The sequence below is a fragment of the Pseudomonas frederiksbergensis genome, assembly GCF_003732275.1.
In the GTDB taxonomy this organism is placed as follows: Bacteria; Pseudomonadota; Gammaproteobacteria; order Pseudomonadales; family Pseudomonadaceae; genus Aquipseudomonas; species Aquipseudomonas frederiksbergensis_H.
This window is the reverse complement of sequence record NZ_MOBM01000043.1, coordinates 79,769-101,752: the sequence shown is the minus strand read 5'-3', so window position 1 is coordinate 101,752 and position 21,984 is coordinate 79,769. Positions and strand designations below refer to the sequence as shown.

At 57.3% G+C, this 21,984-nt stretch carries 14 protein-coding genes and 1 pseudogene; 8 read left to right on the top strand and 7 right to left on the bottom strand.

The window, feature by feature from the left end; genetic code table 11:
- Nucleotides 1-170 precede the first annotated feature (170 nt).
- Nucleotides 171-1,247, top strand: a complete 1,077-nt coding sequence (gene hppD, locus BK662_RS34145; RefSeq protein WP_123361236.1) for a 4-hydroxyphenylpyruvate dioxygenase — start codon at nt 171-173, stop codon at nt 1,245-1,247.
- A gap of 154 nt (nt 1,248-1,401) precedes the next feature.
- Here the strand turns inward: hppD and rarD are convergent, their stop codons facing one another.
- The 3 genes from rarD to BK662_RS34125 form a co-directional block, all read right to left on the bottom strand.
- Entirely contained in the window at nt 1,402-2,283 is an 882-nt protein-coding gene (gene rarD / locus BK662_RS34140; RefSeq protein WP_123361235.1) for an EamA family transporter RarD, read from the bottom strand.
- Between the two features lie 362 nt (nt 2,284-2,645).
- Complete coding sequence (locus BK662_RS34130) at nt 2,646-3,659, bottom strand: aldo/keto reductase (protein WP_123361234.1); 1,014 nt, start codon at nt 3,657-3,659, stop codon at nt 2,646-2,648.
- A gap of 302 nt (nt 3,660-3,961) precedes the next feature.
- Nucleotides 3,962-5,272 (bottom strand): MFS transporter, encoded by a 1,311-nt coding sequence (locus tag BK662_RS34125; RefSeq protein WP_123361233.1) that lies wholly within the window; start codon nt 5,270-5,272, stop codon nt 3,962-3,964.
- A gap of 170 nt (nt 5,273-5,442) precedes the next feature.
- On the opposite strand from BK662_RS34125, the gene BK662_RS34120 reads away from it, so the two are divergent.
- From BK662_RS34120 to BK662_RS34090, 7 genes are all read left to right on the top strand, one after another.
- Nucleotides 5,443-6,555 carry a sugar diacid recognition domain-containing protein gene (locus BK662_RS34120; protein WP_123361232.1) on the top strand — a complete coding sequence of 371 codons (1,113 nt, stop codon included), beginning with the start codon at nt 5,443-5,445 and terminating at the stop codon, nt 6,553-6,555.
- Nucleotides 6,556-6,830: 275 nt separating this feature from the next.
- Nucleotides 6,831-7,976, top strand: coding sequence for a glycerate kinase (locus BK662_RS34115; RefSeq protein ID WP_123361231.1), 1,146 nt, complete (start codon nt 6,831-6,833; stop codon nt 7,974-7,976).
- Nucleotides 7,977-8,308: 332 nt separating this feature from the next.
- Nucleotides 8,309-9,934, top strand: coding sequence for a methyl-accepting chemotaxis protein (locus BK662_RS34110; RefSeq protein WP_123361230.1), 1,626 nt, complete (start codon nt 8,309-8,311; stop codon nt 9,932-9,934).
- A 40-nt stretch (nt 9,935-9,974) separates the two neighbouring features.
- The gene (locus BK662_RS34105; RefSeq protein WP_123361229.1) at nt 9,975-11,162 is read left to right on the top strand and encodes a pyridoxal phosphate-dependent aminotransferase; all 1,188 of its coding nucleotides are present in this window, start codon (nt 9,975-9,977) and stop codon (nt 11,160-11,162) included.
- 239 nt (nt 11,163-11,401) lie between these two features.
- The gene (locus BK662_RS34100) at nt 11,402-13,360 is read left to right on the top strand and encodes a hypothetical protein (RefSeq protein WP_123361228.1); all 1,959 of its coding nucleotides are present in this window, start codon (nt 11,402-11,404) and stop codon (nt 13,358-13,360) included.
- A 285-nt stretch (nt 13,361-13,645) separates the two neighbouring features.
- A complete protein-coding gene (locus tag BK662_RS34095) occupies nt 13,646-15,862 on the top strand; it encodes an autotransporter outer membrane beta-barrel domain-containing protein (RefSeq protein ID WP_185047226.1) in 2,217 nt (738 codons plus the stop codon).
- 123 nt (nt 15,863-15,985) lie between these two features.
- Nucleotides 15,986-17,431, top strand: coding sequence for a hypothetical protein (locus BK662_RS34090; protein ID WP_123361227.1), 1,446 nt, complete (start codon nt 15,986-15,988; stop codon nt 17,429-17,431).
- A gap of 16 nt (nt 17,432-17,447) precedes the next feature.
- Here BK662_RS34090 and BK662_RS34085 read toward each other — a convergent pair whose 3' ends face one another.
- The 4 genes and pseudogenes from BK662_RS34085 to BK662_RS34075 form a co-directional block, all read right to left on the bottom strand.
- Entirely contained in the window at nt 17,448-18,533 is a 1,086-nt protein-coding gene (locus tag BK662_RS34085) for a fimbrial protein (RefSeq protein WP_123361226.1), read from the bottom strand.
- A gap of 60 nt (nt 18,534-18,593) precedes the next feature.
- Complete coding sequence (locus tag BK662_RS35665) at nt 18,594-18,881, bottom strand: FimD/PapC C-terminal domain-containing protein (protein ID WP_259695983.1); 288 nt, start codon at nt 18,879-18,881, stop codon at nt 18,594-18,596.
- A gap of 42 nt (nt 18,882-18,923) precedes the next feature.
- Nucleotides 18,924-20,971: pseudogene (locus BK662_RS34080) on the bottom strand (fimbria/pilus outer membrane usher protein); the annotation flags it as partial.
- A gap of 177 nt (nt 20,972-21,148) precedes the next feature.
- Nucleotides 21,149-21,904: a fimbrial biogenesis chaperone gene (locus tag BK662_RS34075; RefSeq protein WP_123361225.1), complete on the bottom strand. Its 756-nt coding sequence runs from the start codon at nt 21,902-21,904 to the stop codon at nt 21,149-21,151.
- Nucleotides 21,905-21,984: the final 80 nt, after the last annotated feature.

The following is a 21,984-nucleotide window of genomic DNA, read 5'->3' as shown; positions in this document are numbered from 1 at the left end:
CCTCGCCCGTAATAGCCTTGGGTCGACAATGAAGATATTTGGGTTTCAATTGATCTACGGTGACTTCCTCGCCCGCAGCGTGCGGGGCATCTCCTGCGCGCCACCCGCCGGTCTCAGCATTGCTAGCAACTAACAATCCGTTAATTGATAAGAAATGATGAGGCGCCAAAATGGCAGATTTATACGAAAACCCAATGGGCCTGATGGGCTTTGAGTTCATCGAATTCGCATCGCCGACCCCCAACACCCTGGAGCCGATCTTCGAGATCATGGGCTTCAGCAAGGTCGCGACCCACCGTTCCAAAGACGTGCATCTGTATCGCCAGGGCGCGATCAACCTGATCCTCAACAACGAACCCAACAGCGTGGCGTCGTACTTCGCGGCCGAGCACGGCCCGTCGGTGTGCGGCATGGCGTTCCGCGTCAAGGATTCGCAAAAGGCTTACAAGCGTGCCCTGGAACTCGGCGCCCAACCGATCCATATCGAAACCGGTCCGATGGAACTGCACCTGCCGGCGATCAAAGGCATTGGCGGCGCGCCGCTGTACCTGATCGACCGTTTTGGCGAAGGCAGTTCGATCTACGACATCGACTTCGTATTCATCGAAGGCGTGGACCGCAACCCGGTCGGGGCCGGCCTGAAGATCATCGATCACCTGACCCACAACGTGTACCGCGGTCGTATGGCCTACTGGGCCAACTTCTACGAGAAGCTGTTCAACTTCCGCGAAATCCGCTACTTCGATATCAAAGGCGAATACACCGGCCTGACCTCCAAGGCCATGACCGCGCCGGACAGCATGATCCGTATCCCGCTGAACGAAGAGTCGTCCAAGGGCGCTGGGCAGATCGAAGAGTTCCTGATGCAGTTCAACGGCGAGGGCATCCAGCACGTGGCCTTCCTCAGCGATGACCTGATCAAGACCTGGGATCACTTGAAAAGCATCGGCATGCGCTTCATGACACCGCCGCCAGACACCTACTACGAAATGCTCGAAGGCCGTTTGCCGAATCACGGCGAGCCGGTCAACGAATTGCAAGCGCGGGGCATTTTGCTGGACGGTTCGTCCGAGTCGGGCGACAAGCGTCTGCTGCTGCAGATCTTCTCGGAAACCCTGATGGGGCCGGTGTTCTTCGAGTTCATCCAGCGTAAAGGCGACGATGGTTTCGGCGAAGGCAACTTCAAGGCGCTGTTCGAATCCATCGAGCGTGATCAGGTTCGTCGGGGTGTGCTCTCCACCGATTAATCCGGTTCAGGCATGAAAAAGCCCGGTCATTGACCGGGCTTTTTTAGATCAAAAGATCGCAGCCTTCGGCAGCTCCTACAGGTGCGTGTTCATCCGCAAATATCGCGGCGAACACGGTCAATGTAGGAGCTGCCGAAGGCTGCGATCTTTTGCGTTATGGACGTCGATGACGCATCAAATGCTTGAACCCTTCAAACACCAACACCAGCACCGCCAACCAGATCGGAATGTAGGTCAGCCATTCGCCGGCTTTGATACTTTCCCCCAGCAGCAACGCAACACCGAGCAACAGCACCGGCTCAACGTAACTCAACAACCCGAACAGGCTGAACGGCAGCAGCCGACTGGCAATGATGTAGACCACCAGCGCCGAAGCGCTGATCACTCCGAGTATCGGGATCAACAGCGACAGCCACGGATGTTGATCAAACACGCCGAAACCTTGCTCGCCGCCCTGCACGAACCAGAACGCCACTGGCAGCATCAAGGCCATGTCCAGCCAGAGCCCGCCAAGGTTGTCCGTCGCCAGGCGCTTGCGCAGGATGAAATAGATCGGATAACCGACCACCACCAGCAAGGTCGCCCAGGAAAAACCGCCGACCTGATACAACTCGTTGAGTACGCCGAGGCTGGCGAAGAACACCGCTATTTTCTGCAGATAGGAAAGACGCTCGCCATAGACAATTCGTCCAGTCAGGACCATCGACAGCGGCAACAGGAAATACCCCAGCGACACGTCGAGGCTATAACCGTTGAGCGGTGCCCACATGAACAACCAGAGTTGCAGGCCCAGCAGCACTGCAGAGCCAATCAGGCCGACAATCAGCTTCGGCTTGCCAGCCAGCCGCCGAACAATCTCGACCACGCGCTTCCATTCACCGGACACCACCATGAACACAGTCATGCATGGCGCGGTCAGCAGCATCCGCCAGCCGAAAATCTCCACGCCGCTCAGGGGTGAGAGCAGCGAGGTGTAGTAATACATGACGGCAAACAGCACCGAGGCCGAAACCGATAAAGCGATACCTTTAGACAAACTGCCCTCGCGAGGTTGAACGTGAAACGGGGGGCGGAGGATACGTGGTTTTCGAACCGAATATTGTCCGACCGATCAACACCCAACGAGTGTGGCAGAAGCACAGGCAAATGGTGGATGCAAAACCGCCATCGCGAGCAGGCTCGCTCCCACATTTTGGCCGGTGTTGTACTCAATACCTGCGGTCCACACAAAACCCTGTGGGAGCGGGCTTGCTCGCGAAAGCGGACTACCCGCCAACATCCATGTTGAATGTGAAACCGCCATCGCGAGCAAGCCCGCTCACACAGTTGAACGCGACGTCCACAGAGCTTGTGATCGACACAAGACCTCCGTGGGAGCGAGCCTGCTCTCGATAAATCTCAAGCCATACGCGGTTTACGCCCCGGCACAAAATGGCTCACATCATTGAACCCCGGCGTCGACGAATGCCCCGGTGTCACCAGCGAATCAATAAACGCTTCGTCCTCAGCCGTGATCTTCACCGCCTGCGCTTTGGTGTACGCATCCCACTGTTGCTCAGTCCGGGGCCCGACGATGGCTGAAGTCACAGCGCCATTGTTCAGCACCCAGGCAATCGCAAACTCGACGATGCCCACGCCACGGCCCTGAGTGTATTCCTGGATCTGCTGGGCAATGCGCAGCGACTCAACCCGCCATTCGGTTTCGAGGATGCGTTTGTCCTGACGCCCCGCGCGGCTGTTGGCGTCTGGTGTCACGTCGGGCGCGTACTTGCCGCTGAGCACGCCGCGCGCCAGCGGGCTGTAAGGCACCACACCGAGGCCATAGTTTTGCGCGGCGGTGATCTGCTCGGTTTCTGCCTGACGGTTGACGATGTTGTACAGCGGCTGGCTGATGACAGGTCTGTCGACACCAAGTTTGTCAGCCACACGAATCACTTCAGCGATGCGCCAGCCACGGTAGTTCGACAGGCCCCAGTAGCGGATCTTGCCCTGGCGGATCAAATCGCCGATCGCCGACACCGTGACTTCCAGCGGTGTGTCGTGGTCTTCGCGGTGCAGGTAATAGATGTCCAGATAATCGGTGCCCAACCGCGTCAGGCTGGCGTCGATGCCGTTGAACAGGTGCTTGCGGCTCAGGCCGCTGCGGTTCGGTACACCGTCCACCGGGCCATAACCGACTTTGGTGGCGAGCACCCATTCGTGGCGGTTACCGGCAATCGCTTCGCCGACGATCTCTTCGGAGCGGCCGTTGGTGTACACGTCCGCGGTGTCGATGAAATTGATGCCCTGATCCCAGGCCTTGTCGATGATTCGCAGGGAATCTTCGGTGCTGGTCTGTTCGCCGAACATCATGGTGCCCAATGTGAGGGTCGACACCTGTAAACCCGAATGACCCAGCGTGCGATAGCTCATGACGAAATCCTTTTACCGGTCAGAAAGCCCTAATCAAATACCAGAACGGCTGTCGGGAGCAATCTGAATTATCAGCTCAATACTCCTGTGGGAGCGACCTGTGGCGAGGGGGCTGTTGTGGCGAGGGGGCTTGCCCCCGTTCGGCTGCGAAGCAGTCGTAATCCCGTTACATGGGGTTTTAACTTTGAAATGCCGGGGCCGCTTCGCGACCCAACGGGGGCAAGCCCCCTCGCCACAACAACATCTGTGCGCCCATGAAATGAGAAACGGCCCGAAAGGGCCGTTTTTGTTTTCGCAGAACCTTACGCGCGCAACGTCCGCGTCATGCGCAACGCCAGCAAACTCCCACAAACAATCACACCCGCCAGCAGATACAACGCCGCATCAGTCGACCCGGTGCTGTCCTTGACCCAGCCCACCAGATACGGGCTAAGGAAACCCGCCATCTGCCCCATGGAGTTGATCAGCGCCAACCCACCGGCAGCCGCACCCGCGCTGAGCATGGCGGTCGGCACAGGCCAGAACATCGGCAGGCCGGTGAGGGCGCCCATGGTGGCGAGGGTCAGGCCGAGGATGGCGATGGCCGGGTTGGCGGCGAAGTTCACCGCGATCAGCAAGCCCACCGCGCCCATCAGCATCGGCACCATCAAGTGCCAACGGCGTTCTTTGCGCAGGTCCGCCGAGCGACCGACCATCAACATGAACACCGCCGCCAGCAGATACGGAATCGCACTGAGCCAACCAATCACCAGGTTATCGCTGAAACCGAGGTTTTTGATGATCGACGGCAACCAGAAGTTGATCGCGTAGACACCGCTCTGGATGCAGAAATAAATCAGGCCGAAGGCCCAGATCGCCGGGTTCTTGAACACCGCCAACAACGAATCAGTAGCGGTTTTCGGTTTGCTGGCCAGGTCTTCAGCGTGATCGGCCTCAAGCACCGAGCGCTCGTAAAGGGTCAGCCACTTTGCGTTGGCGTAACTGTCGCTGAGCAGGAAGTAGGCGAGGGCGCCGAGGATCACCGTCGGAATACCTTGCAGCAGGAACATCCACTGCCAGCCGGCCAAACCGGCCTGGCCTGCGCCGAAGTGGTTGAGAATCCAGCCGGAAAACGGGCTGCCGAGCAAACCGGACACCGGAATCGCCGACATGAACAACGCCATGATGCGGCCACGGCGGAACGTCGGGAACCATTGCGAGAGGTAAAGCACCACGCCCGGAAAGAACCCCGCTTCGGCGGCACCGGTAAACAGGCGCAGGGTGTAGAACTCGGTGGGTGTGGTGACGAACAACAGGCAAGTCGAGAGCGTGCCCCAGGTGATCATCATCAGCGCGATCCAGCGGCGCGGGCCGAATTTGGTCAGGGCCAGGTTGCTCGGTACGCCACAGAGCACGTAGCCGATGAAGAAGATCCCGGCACCGAGGCCGTACACGGTTTCGCTGAATTTCAGTGCGTCGAGCATCTGCAGTTTGGCGAACCCGACATTCACCCGGTCGAGGTAATTGAACAGGTAGCAGATGAAAATGAAGGGGATCAAACGCAGGGTAATGCGTTTGTAGACGGCGTTTTTGTCGTCAGCGGTGGCCAGGGTAGCTGCGGCGCTCTGTGACATGGCGGGCTCTCTCTTTATTATGATTTTTTTGCGACGCAAGGGTAACGTTGATCGCCCAGTGAGTCTCGGCCACCCCTTGGGTGGTTGTCTTTGTGCCTGAGCACAGGGTTTACGACCAAGGCCTGTGCGGGTGAACAACCCGCTCCATCACGTTTTCAAGGAACCGCGCTATGTTCGAACTCGATCACGACCTGGCCCAGGACATCGTCGACCGGGCGATGGCCATCCTGCCGTACAACGTCAATGTCATGGACAGTCAGGGATTGATTCTCGGCAGCGGCGAACCGGAGCGCATCAACACCCGCCACGAAGGCGCGCAATTGGTGCTGGCCAACGGGCGCGTGGTGGAGATCGACGCGCAGACCGCGATTCACCTCAAAGGCGTGCAACCGGGCATCAATCTGCCGCTGTTGCTCGATCAGCGTTTGATTGGGGTGCTGGGCATCACTGGCGAACCCGAGCAATTGCGCACTTACGCTGAATTGGTGCGCATGACCGCCGAGATGCTAGTGGGCCAGCGCAATCAGCAGGCCGAGCAGCAATGGCGGCGCCAGCGGTGCGATGATCTGCTGGCGCTGCTGCTCAGCGAGGCGGGGGATTCGCCGCGGTTGCTGGACGAAGCGCAGCAACTGGGGCTCAAACCGCAGTTGACGCGAGTGCCGTATCTGTTCGAGTTGGGCATGGAACACGGTCCGGGCCAGACCGTCGAAGCGCTCAGCGCCTGGTTGATGTCGCGCTACCCGGACAGTTGGTGCGTGAGCTCGGCCAAGTCCTCGTTGCTGTGGTGCCGACCGGCGACGCCTGCGATCGAGAACGATCGGCTGCTGGAGAAGCTCGATGGCCTGGGCTGGAATATTTTGCGCATCGCCGTGGGCGGGCAGGCCGATGGATTGTCGGGGTTGCGCCGCTGCTATCGCCGGGTTGGTGACTTGCTGGCCTATGGTCGTGATGTATTGCCGCATTCGCGCTTGCTGACCCTGAACCGTTATCGATTGCCGGTGATGCTCTGGCGGCACCGCAACGACGATGCGCTGGATGAACTGCTGCGACCGCTGCGCAAAGTCATCGCCAAGGATGGCAACGGCCAGCTGCTGGCGACCCTGCGCAGTTGGTGCGAACACGACGGCCAGAGCCAGGCCTGTGCCGATGCCTTGGGCATCCATCGCAACAGTTTGCGCTATCGCATGGAGCGGATCGCCGAACTCAGCGGCGTCGACCCGCTAAAACTGGATGGGATGCTCGCACTCTACCTCGGCGTCCAGCTTCTGCCCCAAACCGACTGATACATAGGGTCTCACCGGTCGATCACGTGTATTCATTCGCACGCGTTCAAATGTAGGAGCTGGCGAAGCCTGCGATCTTTTTATTTGATCTTCAGTGAGCCCGAAAAGAGCAGGATCAAAAGATCGCAGCCTTCGGCAGCTCCTACGGTGAGAATGTGTGTAGGCAGTGGGTTTTGTGAAAATGAACAATAATCCTCTTGGGCGCTTGTGCAGCGGACCGGCGTTATTGTTCATGGCGGCTGGCAGCATGGACGCATTGGAACTGGAGAATTCGCATGAAAATCGTCATCGCCCCCGATTCGTTCAAGGACAGCCTGAGTGCCCAAGGTGTGGCCGAGGCCATTGCGCTGGGGGTGGCCGAAGTCTGGCCGGATGCACACTTGCTCAAGTGCCCGATGGCTGACGGCGGGGAAGGCACGGTCGAGTCGATTCTGGCCGCGTGCGACGGCGAACTGCGCCGTACCCATGTTCGCGGGCCGCTGGGCGCCACGGTCGATGCCGCTTGGGGCTGGTTGCCACAGAGCCACACCGCGATCATCGAAATGGCCGAGGCCAGTGGCCTGCAACTGGTTCCGCCGAACCTGCGGGATGCCTGCACCAGCAGCACCTATGGCACCGGTGAATTGATCCGCGCCGCGCTGGATGCCGGCGCGCAACGGGTGATTCTGGCGATTGGCGGCAGCGCCACCAACGATGGCGGCGCCGGGGCGATGCAGGCTTTGGGTGTGAAACTACTGGACGCTCAAGACCAAACCCTGATCCCGGGCGGTCTGGCCCTGGCGCAACTGGCCCGCCTCGATCTGAGTGACATCGATCCGCGTCTGGCCGAGGTGCGCTTCGACATCGCCGCCGACGTCAATAACCCGCTGTGCGGCCCTCATGGTGCCTCAGCGATTTTCGGCCCGCAGAAAGGTGCGTCGCCCGAACAAGTCGAGCAACTGGACCACGCCCTCGGCCACTTTGCCGAACTCTGCGCGCAAGCGCTGGACAAAGACGTGCGCGACGAGCCGGGCAGCGGCGCGGCGGGCGGCCTGGGGTTTGCCGCCAAGGCGTTTCTCGGCGCGCAGTTCCAGGCCGGGGTGGAAGTGGTCGCCGAATTGGTGGGGCTGGCCGAGGCGGTCAAAGGCGCCGATCTGGTGATCACCGGTGAAGGACGTTTCGATGCCCAGACATTACGCGGCAAAACACCGTTTGGCGTGGCACGCATTGCGCGGCAACACGGCGTGCCGGTCATCGTCATCGCCGGCACCTTGGGCGAGGGGTATCAGGCGCTGTACGAGCATGGCATCGATGCGGCCTTTGCCTTGGCCAGCGGACCGATGACATTGGAGCAGGCCTGCGCCGAAGCGCCGCGTTTGTTGCGCGAGCGCGCCCGTGATATTGCGCGGGTATGGCGGGTGGCGGCCCGCAAGGCCTGGTAAACACCGCAGCCCTTGTGGGAGCGAGCCTGCTCGCGATAGCGGCGGGTCAGATGACATTGATGCTGAAGGTGCCGCCGTCATCGCGAGCAGGCTCGCTCCCACAAATTCCGCGTCTTGACGGGTGAGTGTTTCACCGCTGAAACACTCCTGCTTCCCTCGAAAAATATTTCTCCAACCCCTGCAACAAACCTCAACCCCGGCCGATACAGCGAACAGGCGCACACAAACCAACTACAAAAGTGGCGCCAAAACTGCAAGGTACGCGCGCCATCGCCCGCCCGAACAGTGATCACCGCAAGGATGCTCGCCGCCTCAATTACCGAGATCATCCTATGTCACTGCGTAATCTGAACATCGCGCCTCGAGCTTTCCTGGGTTTCGCCTTCATTGCCTTGCTGGTGATCGTGCTGGGTGTGTTTGCCGTGAACCGCATGTCGATCATTCGCCAGGCCTCTGTCGATATGGAAATGACGCAGTTACCCAGCATCGGGTTTCTGGGCAACGTGACGGAAAACGTCCTGCGGCTGCGGATTCTCTCGTTCCGCGTACTGGTCAACCGTGATCCGGCTGCGTTGCAGGAAGCCCAGACGCGCATCGGCGTGCTCGTCGACAAGGTGCGCACCGCCCAGGCCAGTTATGCCGTCTTGCCGGCCGGCCCTGAAGAAGCAGCGCTGTACAAAACCTTCGCGACAACCCTCGACAACTACATGCAGGCCCAGAGCCAGATGCTGGAACTGTCGCGGCAGAACAAACTGGATGAGATGCGCGCCCTGATCAATACGCGGATCAAGGAAGGCACTGATCAGATGGGCGAGCAACTGAACAAACTGGTGGCGATCAATGCCGCCGATGCCAAAGCCGCGTCGGCCAAAGCGGGTGAGCACTACAGCGAAGCCTTTATCGGTATCGTGACGGTGGCGGTGATGGCTTCGTTGCTGACCGTGCTGCTGGCCTGGCTGTTGACCCGCAGCATCCTCACGCCGCTGAACCGCGCAGTGCTCGCCGCCGAAACCATTGCCGGCGGTAACCTGAGCAAGGTCATCGAAGTCGACGGTAACGACGAACCCGCGCGTTTGCTCGGTGCCTTGTCCGCCATGCAGACCAACCTGCGCAAAACCATCGAGCAAATCGCCGGCTCCGCGACGCAACTGGGCGCCGCCGCGGAAGAACTCAGCACCGTGACGCAAGAAGCGTCCCGCGGCCTGCAACAGCAAAACAACGAAATCGAACAAGCCGCCACCGCCGTCAACGAAATGACTGCCGCGGTTGAAGAAGTGGCGCGCAACGCGGTGTCGACCTCCGAAGCCTCGAACCAGTCGACCCAAGCGGCCCGCGAAGGTCGTGACCGGGTGGTAGAAACTGTCGACGCGATCCAGACCATGACCCACGATGTGCAAAACACGGCGTTGATGATCGAGGGTCTGGCGGCTCAGGGCCGCGACATCGGCAAAGTGCTGGACGTGATCCGCGCCATTGCCGAGCAGACCAACCTGCTGGCCCTCAACGCCGCGATTGAAGCGGCCCGTGCCGGGGAAGCCGGGCGTGGGTTTGCGGTGGTGGCGGATGAGGTTCGGGCATTGGCCCATCGCACCGCGCAGTCGACCCAGGAAATCGAGAAAATGGTCGCCGGCATCCAGAACGGCACCGGCGAAGCGGTCTCGTCAATGCAGCAAAGCAATCAGCGCACCCAAAGCACCCTGGAAATGGCCCGTGCTGCAGGTATCGCCCTGGAGCAGATCACTCAATCGATTCAACTGATCAACGAACGCAATCTGGTGATTGCCAGCGCCTCGGAAGAGCAGGCTCAGGTGTCCCGTGAAGTCGACCGCAACCTGGTGAACATTCGCGACCTGGCCACCCAGTCCGCCGCCGGTGCCAACCAGACCAGCGCCGCCACCCACGAACTGTCGCGATTGGCAGTTGATTTGAACGCAATGGTGGCGCGTTTCGTGATTTGAGATAGGGTTGAAACTGGAACTCGCGCGTTAGGAGAAGTACATGCGCTATTCAGCCTTGACCCAACGAATCGCCGGTGACGGAGCGGCAGCCTGGAAGATTCACGATCGAGCGCTGGAATTGCGCGAGCAGGGTGTCGACGTGCTGTTGCTGTCGATCGGCGATCCGGATTTCGACACGCCGCTGCCGATCATTCACGCCGCCATCGATAGCCTGTTGGCCGGCGACACCCATTACTCGGATGTACGCGGCACCCGCACACTGCGCAGCAGCATCGCCAGCCGTCACCAGCGGCGCAGCGGCCAGTTGGTGGATGCCGACCATGTGATCGTGCTGCCCGGCGCGCAGTGCGCGGTGTATTCGGTTGCCCAATGTTTGCTCGATCCTGGCGACGAAGTGATCGTCGCCGAACCGATGTATGTGACCTATGAAGGTGTGTTCGGCGCCTGCGGGGCCAGCGTGGTGCCGGTGGCGGTGTGTCCAGAGAACGGCTTTCGGGTTGAACCGGCAGATGTCGCGGCGCTGATCACCCCGAAAACCCGCGTCATTTTGCTCAACAGCCCGAACAATCCCTCCGGTGCCAGTCTGTCGTTGAAGAGCTGGCAGGCGTTGGCCGCGTTGTGCGTGCGGCATGACCTTTGGCTGATCAGCGATGAGGTCTACAGCGACCTGCTGTATGAGGGCGAGCACATCAGCCCGGCCAGTCTGCCGGGCATGGCCGAGCGCACCGCGACGATCAACAGTTTGTCCAAATCCCATGCCATGACCGGCTGGCGGGTGGGCTGGATGATCGGCCCGAAACCGTTGGCTGAACATTTGATGCATCTGTCGCTGTGCATGCTGTTCGGCCTTCCGGATTTCGTCCAGAACGCCGCGCAAGTAGCGCTCGATAAAGACTTGCCGGAAGTGGCGCTGATGCGTGAGGAATATCGCCAGCGTCGTGACCTGGTGTGCGCGAGGTTAAGCGGCTGTCCGGGCATTCGGCCGATAAAACCCGATGGCGGGATGTTCGTGATGGTCGATGTGCGCCAGACCGGCCTTGGCGCACAAGGTTTTGCCGAGCGCTTGCTGGAAGACTATGGCGTGTCGGTGCTGGCCGGCGAAGCCTTCGGGCCGAGCGCGGCGGGGCATATTCGCATTGGCTTGGTGGTGGATCAGGGAAGGTTGGCGGACGCGTGCCGCCGGATTGCCTCGTGTGCGGCGGAGTTGCTGGAAGCGCGACGGGCGTGAGGTTTTTTGATGGGTTTCAGGGCGTCATCGTCGGCTCGATCTCAGCAAAAAAACAGGGGTCTACCTATCAACTTTGACAGTATCGCTTTTTGCTCGACGAGTGCTTAATGCGCCGAAGGTCAGTCAGGCCTGCTGCGCGCAAAAATTTATTGGACTTGCCCGCAGTGCCCTTGCTGTCGACCGACGGAGTGGCCGTAGCCTCGCCTATGGCTCAAATGGCGTGACAGGAGGGTTGGAGCATGTCGATCAAACAGGACATACAAACGCCGCAAGAAGCGAATAGCGCATACCTGAAAATGCGCTCCGAGTATCGCGCGAAGCTTGCCGATATGGTGATAGAAATCAAGGATGAGGACTATGCCGACAAAGCGAGCGGTCTTCTCCATGGGCCCAGACTTGTGGAGAACAACGGGCTGACGCCGGGTATCCTTGCGTGGCCAAATCTGCCACCACCGGGGGCCAGCGATAGAGTCACACTTTATCTTGACAATGGATCAGGACGTTGGGACAAGGTGGCGGAACACGAGTTCACGATTCCGGCCGGTGGAGGACCTTTTCCGGAGTCATTTCCTTATCCCATGCCTATCAACGCCAATTATCTGCCGGACGATGCGACGTGCAGGCTGAAGTACATCATTACCGATTACACGGATTTCGAGACCGAATCATCGGAGACTCAGGTCATTTGTGATCGGCTGCCACCTCTCAAGCACCTCCCGCCAAACGCATTGAAACTCGCCGCTGATTACCTGGATGATGACAATCTTCCTGTCGGTGGTGACTTGAGCGTTACGATTCCTGGTTATCCGGACTGGGAAAGCAGCGATAAAATCGCGATTTATCTGGTGGATGCTGCAGAGATTCCTGAAGATCCAACAGACGCCACGTTAGTGTTCTTAAACAATGTTCCTTCCCCAGGTATTACCGATACGCCGGTGCAGATTCCTGCCGCCAGTATCCGTAATTTCGGCGATGCGGAATGCGTGTTTCTTTATGTGTTAATTGATAAGGCACAAAACCCCAGTGCAGTGTCGGTCCACAAAACCGTCGGCCTGACATTCGGGCCGCTTCCCGCTAATTTACATCCGCCGAAAGTTCCACAAGCCGATCCCGGACCGCTGGTGAATGAGCATGTTCGGGCAGGCGTAAGTGTATGGCTCGATAAGTACGATAACTGGAAAGCCGGCGACAAGGTTCGGGTGACATGGGGCGCTACTCGCGTGCAGCCGGATCTCGACTTTCTCAATATGCCCACTGTGGAGGTTCCGGTGTTGCCCGCCGAGCTCTTGCTTAGAGAATACGGAGAAAACACCACCGGCATCAAATCAACGGCAGTCAGTTATCAGATCTTGCGCAAGGGGCGCCCCTTTGGCCCTCAAACCAAAAACTTTCCGGTCAACTTCGAGGTGCCCATTCCGTGGGTGCCCTGGCCTCCCATTGACTGGCCGGATCCCGTCCATCCAGACCTGGGGGAAGGGGAAGTCAAGAATCACGATGAAACCCGAACAAATGAACTGACAAGGGCCGACAAAGGCGAAAACGCTAAATTCATTTTCACTTGGTATGACACGGCACAGAATGACGATGTCGTCGATTTTTTCTGGAATGGGGTGATTGTCGAAAGTGCTCAAGTCATCTTTGATGATGCAATCCATACCCCAGGCGATGATCACGAAGTCGTTATTCCCTGGAATAACATCAAAGCGGGGGGCAACAATTCAACGGTGCCTGTGCATTATCAAGTCCACCGTCCAGACGTGGAAAACGATTTGTGTTCGTCACCCACCAAGGTTGATGTCAATGCGATAGCGGTTGAGCTGCCAGCCGCCAGCTTCCCGAAAATTCCCAATCCAACAGGTTATCCAGGCTGTTCGGCTCTGGAGGCTGATGGAGCATTAATGGTCCGGATGCCCGACCTGACAGGGCTGCTAAAGCCTGGAGAAACCATCAGCTTCGAGTTCATTCCCATGAAAGGCAGCGATCTTGCCCAACCCGACGATCCAATTCCCGGTGTGAAGTTCGAAAAGGATTTTGTATTGGGTAGCGCTGATGCGCCCCTGACGGGCTTCGATTTTCCGGTAGAGCCTTACAGCACCTATATCCAACCGCTTTATGACGAAAATCCGGATCGCAGGGGCGCGCCAAGATTCAGTATTTCTTCAATGACGGTACGGAGAACGTCTCCTCCGAAGCATTAGTCACACGCACCGCGTTTCATAGTCCGAGTGACCAGTGTCCGATTACGCCTTAGTTACATTTTCAGGGTCGACACGGATGTTTGCTGTCCGTGCCGACTTTGATTCAAGCAAGGTCTATGAACTGGGCCATACAGTTATCTGAGAGAGTTTCTGTGCTCGTTAGGATTAGTCCTACATATCTGTCGTAGGAAGTTGATTAGGATCGCCAGCCTTTCAGAAACACGATCTGTGAGGTGCTAGCAGGTGGTGTTTCTACCTATAGCCGACAGACTCAGGAGCGACACTATGCACGTCAGCCACTCATTCTCAGTTTCACTGCTCGCCCGGACGCTCAAACTTGCCACTCTGGCGCCGATGCTGTTGATCAGTCCGGGTGCGCTGGCACTATCGACGATCGAAAACGGCAGCTCAAGGACGATTGATGACACGACGACGATTGACAGTTGGCTGGTGCGTGACGGCTCCAGTCTGACAGCCAACGGCGCCACCACCGACGAGATTCGGGCGCAGGCGGGTTCCAGGCTGGTGCTCAACGACACGAAGGTAACTGCCTCAGGTACAAGCAACGGCGTCGAGTTGTCCAACAGTGCTGCAACCATCACCAATAAAAGTCGAATCGTCAGCGATCGTACTGGGCTGCGTCTGATAGCGACGGCCCTCGGCGGCTCCACTGCACGGGTCAGCGACAGCGAGATCATCGGCGGCCAGTTTGGTGCAAGCCTCAGCGCGCAATCGCAACTGAGCCTGGAATCCGGTACCACAGTCACGGCCACAAACCCTGATGGCATCGGCGTCCAGAGTTTCGGCGGCAAAGTCCTTGCCAGCGAAAGCAGGATCGTTGGCGGGCTCCATGGTGTCAGTCTGTTTGCCGCCGGTAATTTGCCTGCGAACAATACGTTGATTCTCGATAAAACCCATGTCGAAGGCCAGAGCGGATCGGCCATCATTGTTAACGGCCAGACCCAGACCAACGTCGAGCGGGTTAATATTCAGGTCAACAATGGTTCCACACTGAAGGGCGGCAACGGTACGCTGCTGGAGGTCATCAACGGTGCTTCGGCCAACTTCAACCTCGATAACAGCCATCTTATCGGTGATGTCATCGTGGCAAATGGCGCCAGTGCCGACGTCCTGCTCGACCATTCCGCAACCCTGACCGGGCGCCTGGAAAACGTTCAGAATCTGGCAGTCAACAACGATGCCAGCTGGGTGATGGTGGGTGATGGTCAGGTGCAGAACCTGACGTTGAACGGCGGTGCTGTCCAGTTTGGCAATCCGGGGCAGTACTTCAAATTGTCCGTGGACACGCTCTCGGGTGAGGGCGGTACGTTTCACATGCACAACGATTTTACCACCGGCCAAGTCGACACCCTGACGGTGACGGGAAATGCCAGCGGCAACCATACGATTGCGCTCGACAGCCGAGGCACAGAACCGGTGGGGGCAGGCGCGACGCCCATAGTCCATATTGGTTCTGGCGACGCAACCTTCGCCCTTAAGGGCGGCGCCGTAAACCTGGGAGCTTTTTCTTACGACCTGATCAAGCAGGGTAATAATGACTGGGTCCTGGACGCCGCCAGCCGGGTCATCAGCCCAGGCACTCAATCGGTGCTGGCACTGTTCAACGCCGCGCCGACTGTCTGGTACGGCGAACTCAGCACCCTGCGCACCCGCATGGGTGAAGTGCGCATGGACCACGGCAAGGCCGGAGGCTGGATTCGTGCCTATGGCAATAAATACGATGTGAGCGAAAGCGCCGGCGTTGCCTACAAGCAAACCCAGCAAGGCCTGTCTTTCGGAGCCGACGCGCCGTTGCCGATCGGCGATGGGCAATGGCTGATGGGTGTGCTGGCCGGTTACAGCAAATCGGACCTGGACATGAGTCGTGGCACCACCGGTGAAGTCGACAGTTACTACCTGGGTGCTTACACCACATGGCTGGATGCACAGAGCGGTTACTACTTCGACGGAGTCGTGAAGTACAACCGATTCCAGAACGAGTCCGACGTGCAACTCAGCGACGGGAAAAAAGCCAAGGGCGACTACAACAATAATGGCGTGGGTGCGTCGCTGGAGTTCGGCCGGCATATCAAGCTGGCTGATGATTACTTTGTCGAACCGTATGCGCAATTGTCCGGCCTGATCATCGACGGCGCCAATTATGACCTGGACAACGGTCTGTCTGCCGATGGCGATCGTGCCCATTCCTTGCTCGGCAAGGTGGGCGCCACTGTCGGGCGCAACTTCAAGTGGGCCGAAGGCAAAACTGTACAACCTTACCTGCGCGCTGCTTATGTGCACGAATTTGCCAACAATTCTGACGTGGATGTCAACAACATCGGTTTTAAAACCGATCTGTCCGGTTCCCGTGGCGAGCTCGGTGCAGGTGTGGCGTTGGCCGTGACCGACAAGGTTTCGATGCATATGGATCTTGATTACAGCAACGGCGACAAAATCGAACAACCCTGGGGTGTCAACGTGGGCGCCCGTTACAGCTGGTAAACACATGAGCTGAGGTAGTCGCGCAGGCGTGTTGGCTGCGCTGCGGTTCAACGTTCTTTAAATAAAGTGGGGGGTGGTGGCCTAGGTCATTGTCCCCTTGCTCTTTTCTAAGGAGTCTTGTCCATGAGCGAGCCAAAAAATCCCCCGGCCTTCAGAACCCTTTTACCCTCACCTCGGGTGGATGGGTTGCTTGAAGATGTGCCCGGCGGCGACCCCAATCTGCTTCCGCAAGCCAAAACAGATGATGACCTGAAGGTCTGGTTTGAGCTATGGGCAAACTCCGACCCTTCGCTGGGCGATGAATCGGTCGAGTTGTTCTTTGACGATGGACATGCAGATATCAGGGTATGGGATGCACCCATCGAGGTTTCAGACCGGTTCGTCACATTGCCCCAACGAATGCTGCGCGGCAACGACGGACAGCACCGGTTGCGCTACGAGGTCACAGGCTACAACGGCGAAGCTGATGACTCTCTTGAACTGGTTATCTCGCTCGATACCACAGCCCACGTTCTGGCGACCGACAGCCGATTGATTTTCCCTCCTGAAGTCTCCCCCCCTCCTAAAAAAATCACTGCCGCTTACCTGGCCGACCCCGCAAACAGCGATCAGGTGGAGGCAAAGCTGCCTGATTACAACGAAAAAAAAGTGGGCGATGTGATCACTTGGTATTGGGAAGAGTTTCCCGACAGTGAAGATGTTGTCGATACCCTGACACTGGACCCGACCAATATCGGCCACCCTTTGCTGCTTTCTTTCAAGGGGGATATGCTGCGCGATCGCGATAATGGAATGCGCTATGCCACCTATCGAGTGCGCGATCGGGCTGGCAATGAGTCCACCCCTTCGGCGAATGTGCGCATTCAAGTGGAAATCCTGCCACCGCCACTGAGGCGACATCCCACCGTTGAAGAAGCACAAAATGGGGTAGGGACAGCGGTGTTGGATCCACTGTTTTATGGTGTTTCAGGTGTGACTGTCATGATCCCGAGGCAGGACGACGAGGGCCAGGGGCATAAGCGTGAGGTTTATTGGCGTGGGTACGGTGATTTGGGGTCTCATCATGCCTTGGAGCCAGCCCCCTCTGATCCATCCAGATTTCCCATTCCAGCCACAGCCATTCCAGCCAACATTGGTGCGAATAGAATGGTAGAGGTTACTTATCGCGTGAACGGTGAGCCTGAATCAGATCCCCTCAGGCTTACAGTCCGCGCTATCGCGGCGAGTAAATTCATGCAAATTGATTGTCCCCAGGCCGCACGAGGTAGCCCTCTGAAACTCAGTCGCAATGCTGTTCCGCCTGGAGGAACAGACCTGACATTAGCGGCCTGGGTTTATCAGGCGCAGACTCAGCTGATCAATATCTGGTTGACCGCTGCCAGTCTTCCTGACGAGACCATACGTAGCGCATGGCCGGTCACCAGAGGAATAAACAGAGCGACGTTACCTAAATCGTACCTGGAGCGCCTAAGTATCAACTCCATATTTAGGGTCAATGTCAGTGTCAGCTTTGATGGGGGAGATAGCTATCTCGCCTTTCCGGCCCGGGACATACAACTACTCACGTGATCGACGTCGTTCAGGCTCAAAGATACGTAATGGTAAAGCTCAACGAACCCTTGGTTGAGCCTGCTGCTACCCGATCCGACGGTTCGGTCTGGTAGAGGCGAGCCTTGAAGCCAAGTGTCGTATTACCGGGGGTAATGGGCTTTAGCCGAACGTCACTGGCCAAACCGATGGGCGTTTCATCTTCATGCAGTATTTGTATGACAACCCCTCTAGCGGTCGAGCCGGTGCCCAGGGTAAATTGGCCTAAATTGGCGTCATGGGTCATTGACCCTGCAGTGGGGTCCAGCCGGATATGTGCATAGGTGATAGTTTCCGGGGGCAGTCGATTATCGGCAATGCATGAATTCAGTGTGATGTTGAAAGATTGTGGCGTTGTGGTGTGGCCGACACTAGTGAACTCCGAGACGTCCCACGCTCCCAGATCCACGGGGTCAGCGCTGACCGGGTTTGAGGAAACCGAGCACTCCGCCTGAATGACAGTACCTGTCAGGGATACATTAAAGCCGGTGCCGATTCCGGTAAATTCACCGCCCAGCAGATTCGATACATTCAGGGTATGTATGCCTGGCCCGATATCGCCTGTTTTGATCAATGTAATCTGCGGTATCAGCAGCGAATGAGAAAGCACGTTTGGCATATAACGATTTATGTAGGCCTCATAGGGAACTGCGAAACTGCGGCTGGACGACGTCCATTGCGTGGAATAGGGAGTCCCCAGTTTGACTCTGACACCGATACCATCAATATTGGTTCTTATCACTTTCCCAGTGATGTCTTCGCCGTTAACGGGGTCAAAAATACCTGGCGCGATCGGTTCACGATTCTGTGCCTTAAAGTCGATTTGGGCCCCCTGGGTGAGGCAGTCAACTGCCAGCCCGCCACCGGATACTGGCCCATAGCGCTTGTCCACTGGGCCGATAGGTGTGCTTCGTCGGACGTCTCTGGGCACGTAATGGGTTCCTACATTCACACTGTATGAAATAGGTCCGGCGTTGCCGTCCTTCCAGTAACAGCCATCGGCAGCGTACCCAAGGCTGAAAGGGATCATGGGGCTAACCACAACAAAGGTCAGGCTTCTCAGCAGGTGTTTGTTCGGTGTCATTTTCAATCCTGAGATAAACAAGCCGATACATTCTCAGTGCATCGGCTTAGTCGCCTTACATCAAAGGCAGGCTGATTCCCGTATCTGATAGCCTTGTTCTTCAGGCTGGCTGTCAGCGTCCAGATGCAATTGGCATTGCTCGGCAGGTTTTTCACCCCAGCGCACATGCAATATTTGTATATTGTGGGTAGTTCCCAGCATGAACTGTCCGGCTTGTCCGACAATTCCCAGTGGCTTACCCGTCGCGTCGCTGACTTGAGCGCCGAATGGCAAGGGCTCGCCGTCGCTATTACGTGCAGTAATGACCAAGCGTTGGACCTTGCGTGCACTAAAGCCTGCCTTGACCACCGCACCGCGGCGCGGCACCACGTGTGCTACGCCATTGTCGATTTCAACGTTCGGACCCAGTTCGCTGCTATCGAGCACTACCCGGTTGACCCGGTAAGGTCGTAGATATGGAATCAAGGCATAACCACGCTCATTGGTCTTGACGGCGGTGCTGTTCAATACCCGATGCCGGCGATATCCGGGACGTCTACCAGGCCGCTGGTTTCGCCCAGGTAAGGCCCCATTTCAAGTCCGCCTTCGTGCAACAGCAGTGCGCCACTGGCATTCATCGAAAGGCTGCTGTACCGCGCGCTTTGCGTCACACCAGCACCAACGCTCGCAACGGGCGCTTGATAGTTCATCGACAATTCCGCGGCTTGCTGGTTGTGCGTACTGTTGGACAGAGCGGCGCGATAGTTCATGCGGTATTGGTCGGCGCTACCGGAAAGACTGGCGCGCTGGCTGAACTGCCCTTGGCTCTCTCTGATATCGAAGGTGGCCGTTGTCGACCGGGCGAAGTCCAGTGGAAGCGAAATGCCAAAACTTATTTGCCGGTCGCTGAGCCCCGACTCAGTCAGCGATTGTGAGGCGTACAGGTTGTAACTGACGTTTTTGTATTGCGTATTGAACTGAAACTGGAACTGCCGTTGCTGGTAATGGGTACGCCAATAGTCTTCTTGGGACAAGGTCAGATTTATCGAACTTGAGGTGCCGATATTTTGATAGATCGCTGCCTCAAGGCGACTGCGCCGGCTGCCGTTGAAGCGAGTATCGTGAGCACGCTCGCGCAGCGCTTCGTCGAAGTCACGATAACCTTCTGTTGAATAGCGATAGCCGGCAAATCGCAGATTGGTACGGGTTTCGAAGGTTTTCCCGTACTTCAGGGCGTAGCTCATGCCCTGCGTATGCTGACCATTATTGGTGGGGTCGGTATCGGCACGGGATTGAGTAACATCGAACGAGAGCGCCCCTATCTGTCCGAGATTTGTACCAAACCCCAATGCGCCGGCTCGATAAAAATCGCTGGCCAGCAGACCACCGTACAGCGTCGAAGTCGCACTGGCGCCGACAGCCAAAGTGCCTTGCCAGAGCAGCGGGTCCTCCAGGGTAACGCCAGGCGCGTTGTAGCGACCTACGCTGGTGCTATAGCGCCAAACGCCTTCACGTAGCAGGTTGCTGAGCGTGGAATAGGATTGGGTGAAACGCCGGACCTGTCCATCGGCTTCGGTCAAGATGATTTCCAGTTCGCCACTGCCGCCGCCGGTGCTGAGATCATTGATCTCATAGGGGCCGGCGCTGACGTAGGTCGAATAAATCGGATAGCCATTCTGACGAACTTCGAGTTTGGCCCTTGTCTGCGCAACCCCACGAATGATCGGCGCGTAGCTTTGCAAGGTATCGGGTAGCATCTCCATGTCCGAGGCCAATTGCACGCCTTTGATGGGTACGCTACGGAAGACGTCACCGGGCGTGGTGGTCTCGCCGATGGTCAATTGCGAGCGAGTGCCGGGCACATCTCGCTGTACATAGGTATAAGCCCGGGTCCATTCACGCTGGCCCTGGCTGTCGTGACGGAATGCATGATTACTGCGCAGACGCCAAGATCCCAGATTGATACCACTGTTTAGATACAGATCCTGGTTATTAGACTGCCCGGCGCTTGCGTTCCGGCCTTGTTGGGCTGAAGCCTGATAACTAACAAAAGCGGCATTGATGCCGTAGTCCCACAATTGCGGGTCGACATAGCCGGCCACATCACGACGCATAGCAATCTGTGGGATGGATACCGATAGTAGCAGTTGACTGGCATCGAAGTCGGTGATGGCGCCGGGTATAAACGTGCCGATATCGATGCAAGAAGGTGCAGTGCCTTCAAGCTCTGGAAAACTATCGAGCTTGATGCCCATTTCCTTGAGCAGCCCGTATGACAGGCAGGGATAGATTTCTCCAGTGCCGGGGGAAGCCAGGAAGTCGATTTCACGCTGATCAAAAAAAACGTGATTGATGTGGATACGGACCAGGTAACGGCCCGGGCCTAAATCCTGATGGGCGGCCAAGGCATTCAACGCCAGGGCGCCGGCATTACCAGGGTGGCTGTCGAGTTGACGCATGAACGTGGACTGGAATTCCAGCGTTTCGCTCGCACGCGCTGAGTCGATCTCCAAGAGCAGGATGCTACCGCTGCTGATAACAAAGAGAGGAAAGAGACACCGCCGAGTCGATGGGCACAGACGCCGGGTTGGAGAAGACATAGTCATGTTCCGGACAAGAGCATTTACGCCAGAGACTTAAAAGCCAGAGCTGACGGGCAAAGTAATAGGCTGGGTAAAACCGCCATAATCGGTAATCGCCGAAAACGTAACTTGCATGCCTTGGGTGGGCTTGACGCCGCGTAGATTGTAACGTTGGCTGGAAAGAGGCGAGAGCATGGCGGTGTTATCCAGTACAACGACCTGGCCGTTGCTGATGACTTCTATCCGGATGAACGACACGTGAAACGGGCTGGGATTACTTGCCAATAAATAAATCTGATTCCGTTCTTTTTGTAATGACCAGCTCAGGTCTTTCAGCCGATCTACTGGATTGTCTTTTAATTCCTGCGGTCGGTAAAAAAATTTAATCCGAGTGCGCAGGGCAATATTGAGTTGATTCGCTTCGGTGGTCTGTATTTGGGGAATTTCTTGTACATTTAGATAAAACAGAGACTCGCGATCACGGGGCAATGCGTTGGGTAAGCCATTGATTTGAATTTGCTGTTCCTTGTTCGCGTTTAATCGGAATAATGGCGGGGAGACAATAAACGGCACCGCAGTGGTTTGATCGTCAGTAACGGTATTGACCCAACTTTGAACAGCGAAAGCTTTGTCGCTCGGGTTGGAAATGGTCAATGAAACATTGCGTTTTTCGCCATTGAAAACAACCCGCGTACCACTGAGGGTCAATGCTGCTTGAGTGCTGGGCAAATAAAGGGAAAAAAAAGCAGTGAATGTGCAAGTGATGCTCACGGCTCTGATATTTAGCGGCCATTTAAATAAGCCAGGCATGAATGAGTTTCCTTGAACGATTTGTCAAACAGACCCGGCGGGCCGTAACTAAAATAGAGCGCCAGAAAATCGAAATTTTC

Excerpts from the sequence above, each read along its gene's own strand:
- hppD (WP_123361236.1), top strand. The coding sequence starts at position 171 with ATGGCAGATTTATACGAAAACCCAATGGGCCTGATGGGCTTTGAGTTC.
- BK662_RS34130 (WP_123361234.1), bottom strand. The coding sequence starts at position 3,659 with ATGAGCTATCGCACGCTGGGTCATTCGGGTTTACAGGTGTCGACCCTC.
- BK662_RS34125 (WP_123361233.1), bottom strand. The coding sequence starts at position 5,272 with ATGTCACAGAGCGCCGCAGCTACCCTGGCCACCGCTGACGACAAAAAC.
- BK662_RS34120 (WP_123361232.1), top strand. The coding sequence starts at position 5,443 with ATGTTCGAACTCGATCACGACCTGGCCCAGGACATCGTCGACCGGGCG.
- BK662_RS34115 (WP_123361231.1), top strand. The coding sequence starts at position 6,831 with ATGAAAATCGTCATCGCCCCCGATTCGTTCAAGGACAGCCTGAGTGCC.
- BK662_RS34110 (WP_123361230.1), top strand. The coding sequence starts at position 8,309 with ATGTCACTGCGTAATCTGAACATCGCGCCTCGAGCTTTCCTGGGTTTC.
- BK662_RS34105 (WP_123361229.1), top strand. The coding sequence starts at position 9,975 with ATGCGCTATTCAGCCTTGACCCAACGAATCGCCGGTGACGGAGCGGCA.
- BK662_RS34100 (WP_123361228.1), top strand. The coding sequence starts at position 11,402 with ATGTCGATCAAACAGGACATACAAACGCCGCAAGAAGCGAATAGCGCA.
- BK662_RS34095 (WP_185047226.1), top strand. The coding sequence starts at position 13,646 with ATGCACGTCAGCCACTCATTCTCAGTTTCACTGCTCGCCCGGACGCTC.
- BK662_RS34090 (WP_123361227.1), top strand. The coding sequence starts at position 15,986 with ATGAGCGAGCCAAAAAATCCCCCGGCCTTCAGAACCCTTTTACCCTCA.
- BK662_RS34085 (WP_123361226.1), bottom strand. The coding sequence starts at position 18,533 with ATGACACCGAACAAACACCTGCTGAGAAGCCTGACCTTTGTTGTGGTT.
- BK662_RS34075 (WP_123361225.1), bottom strand. The coding sequence starts at position 21,904 with ATGCCTGGCTTATTTAAATGGCCGCTAAATATCAGAGCCGTGAGCATC.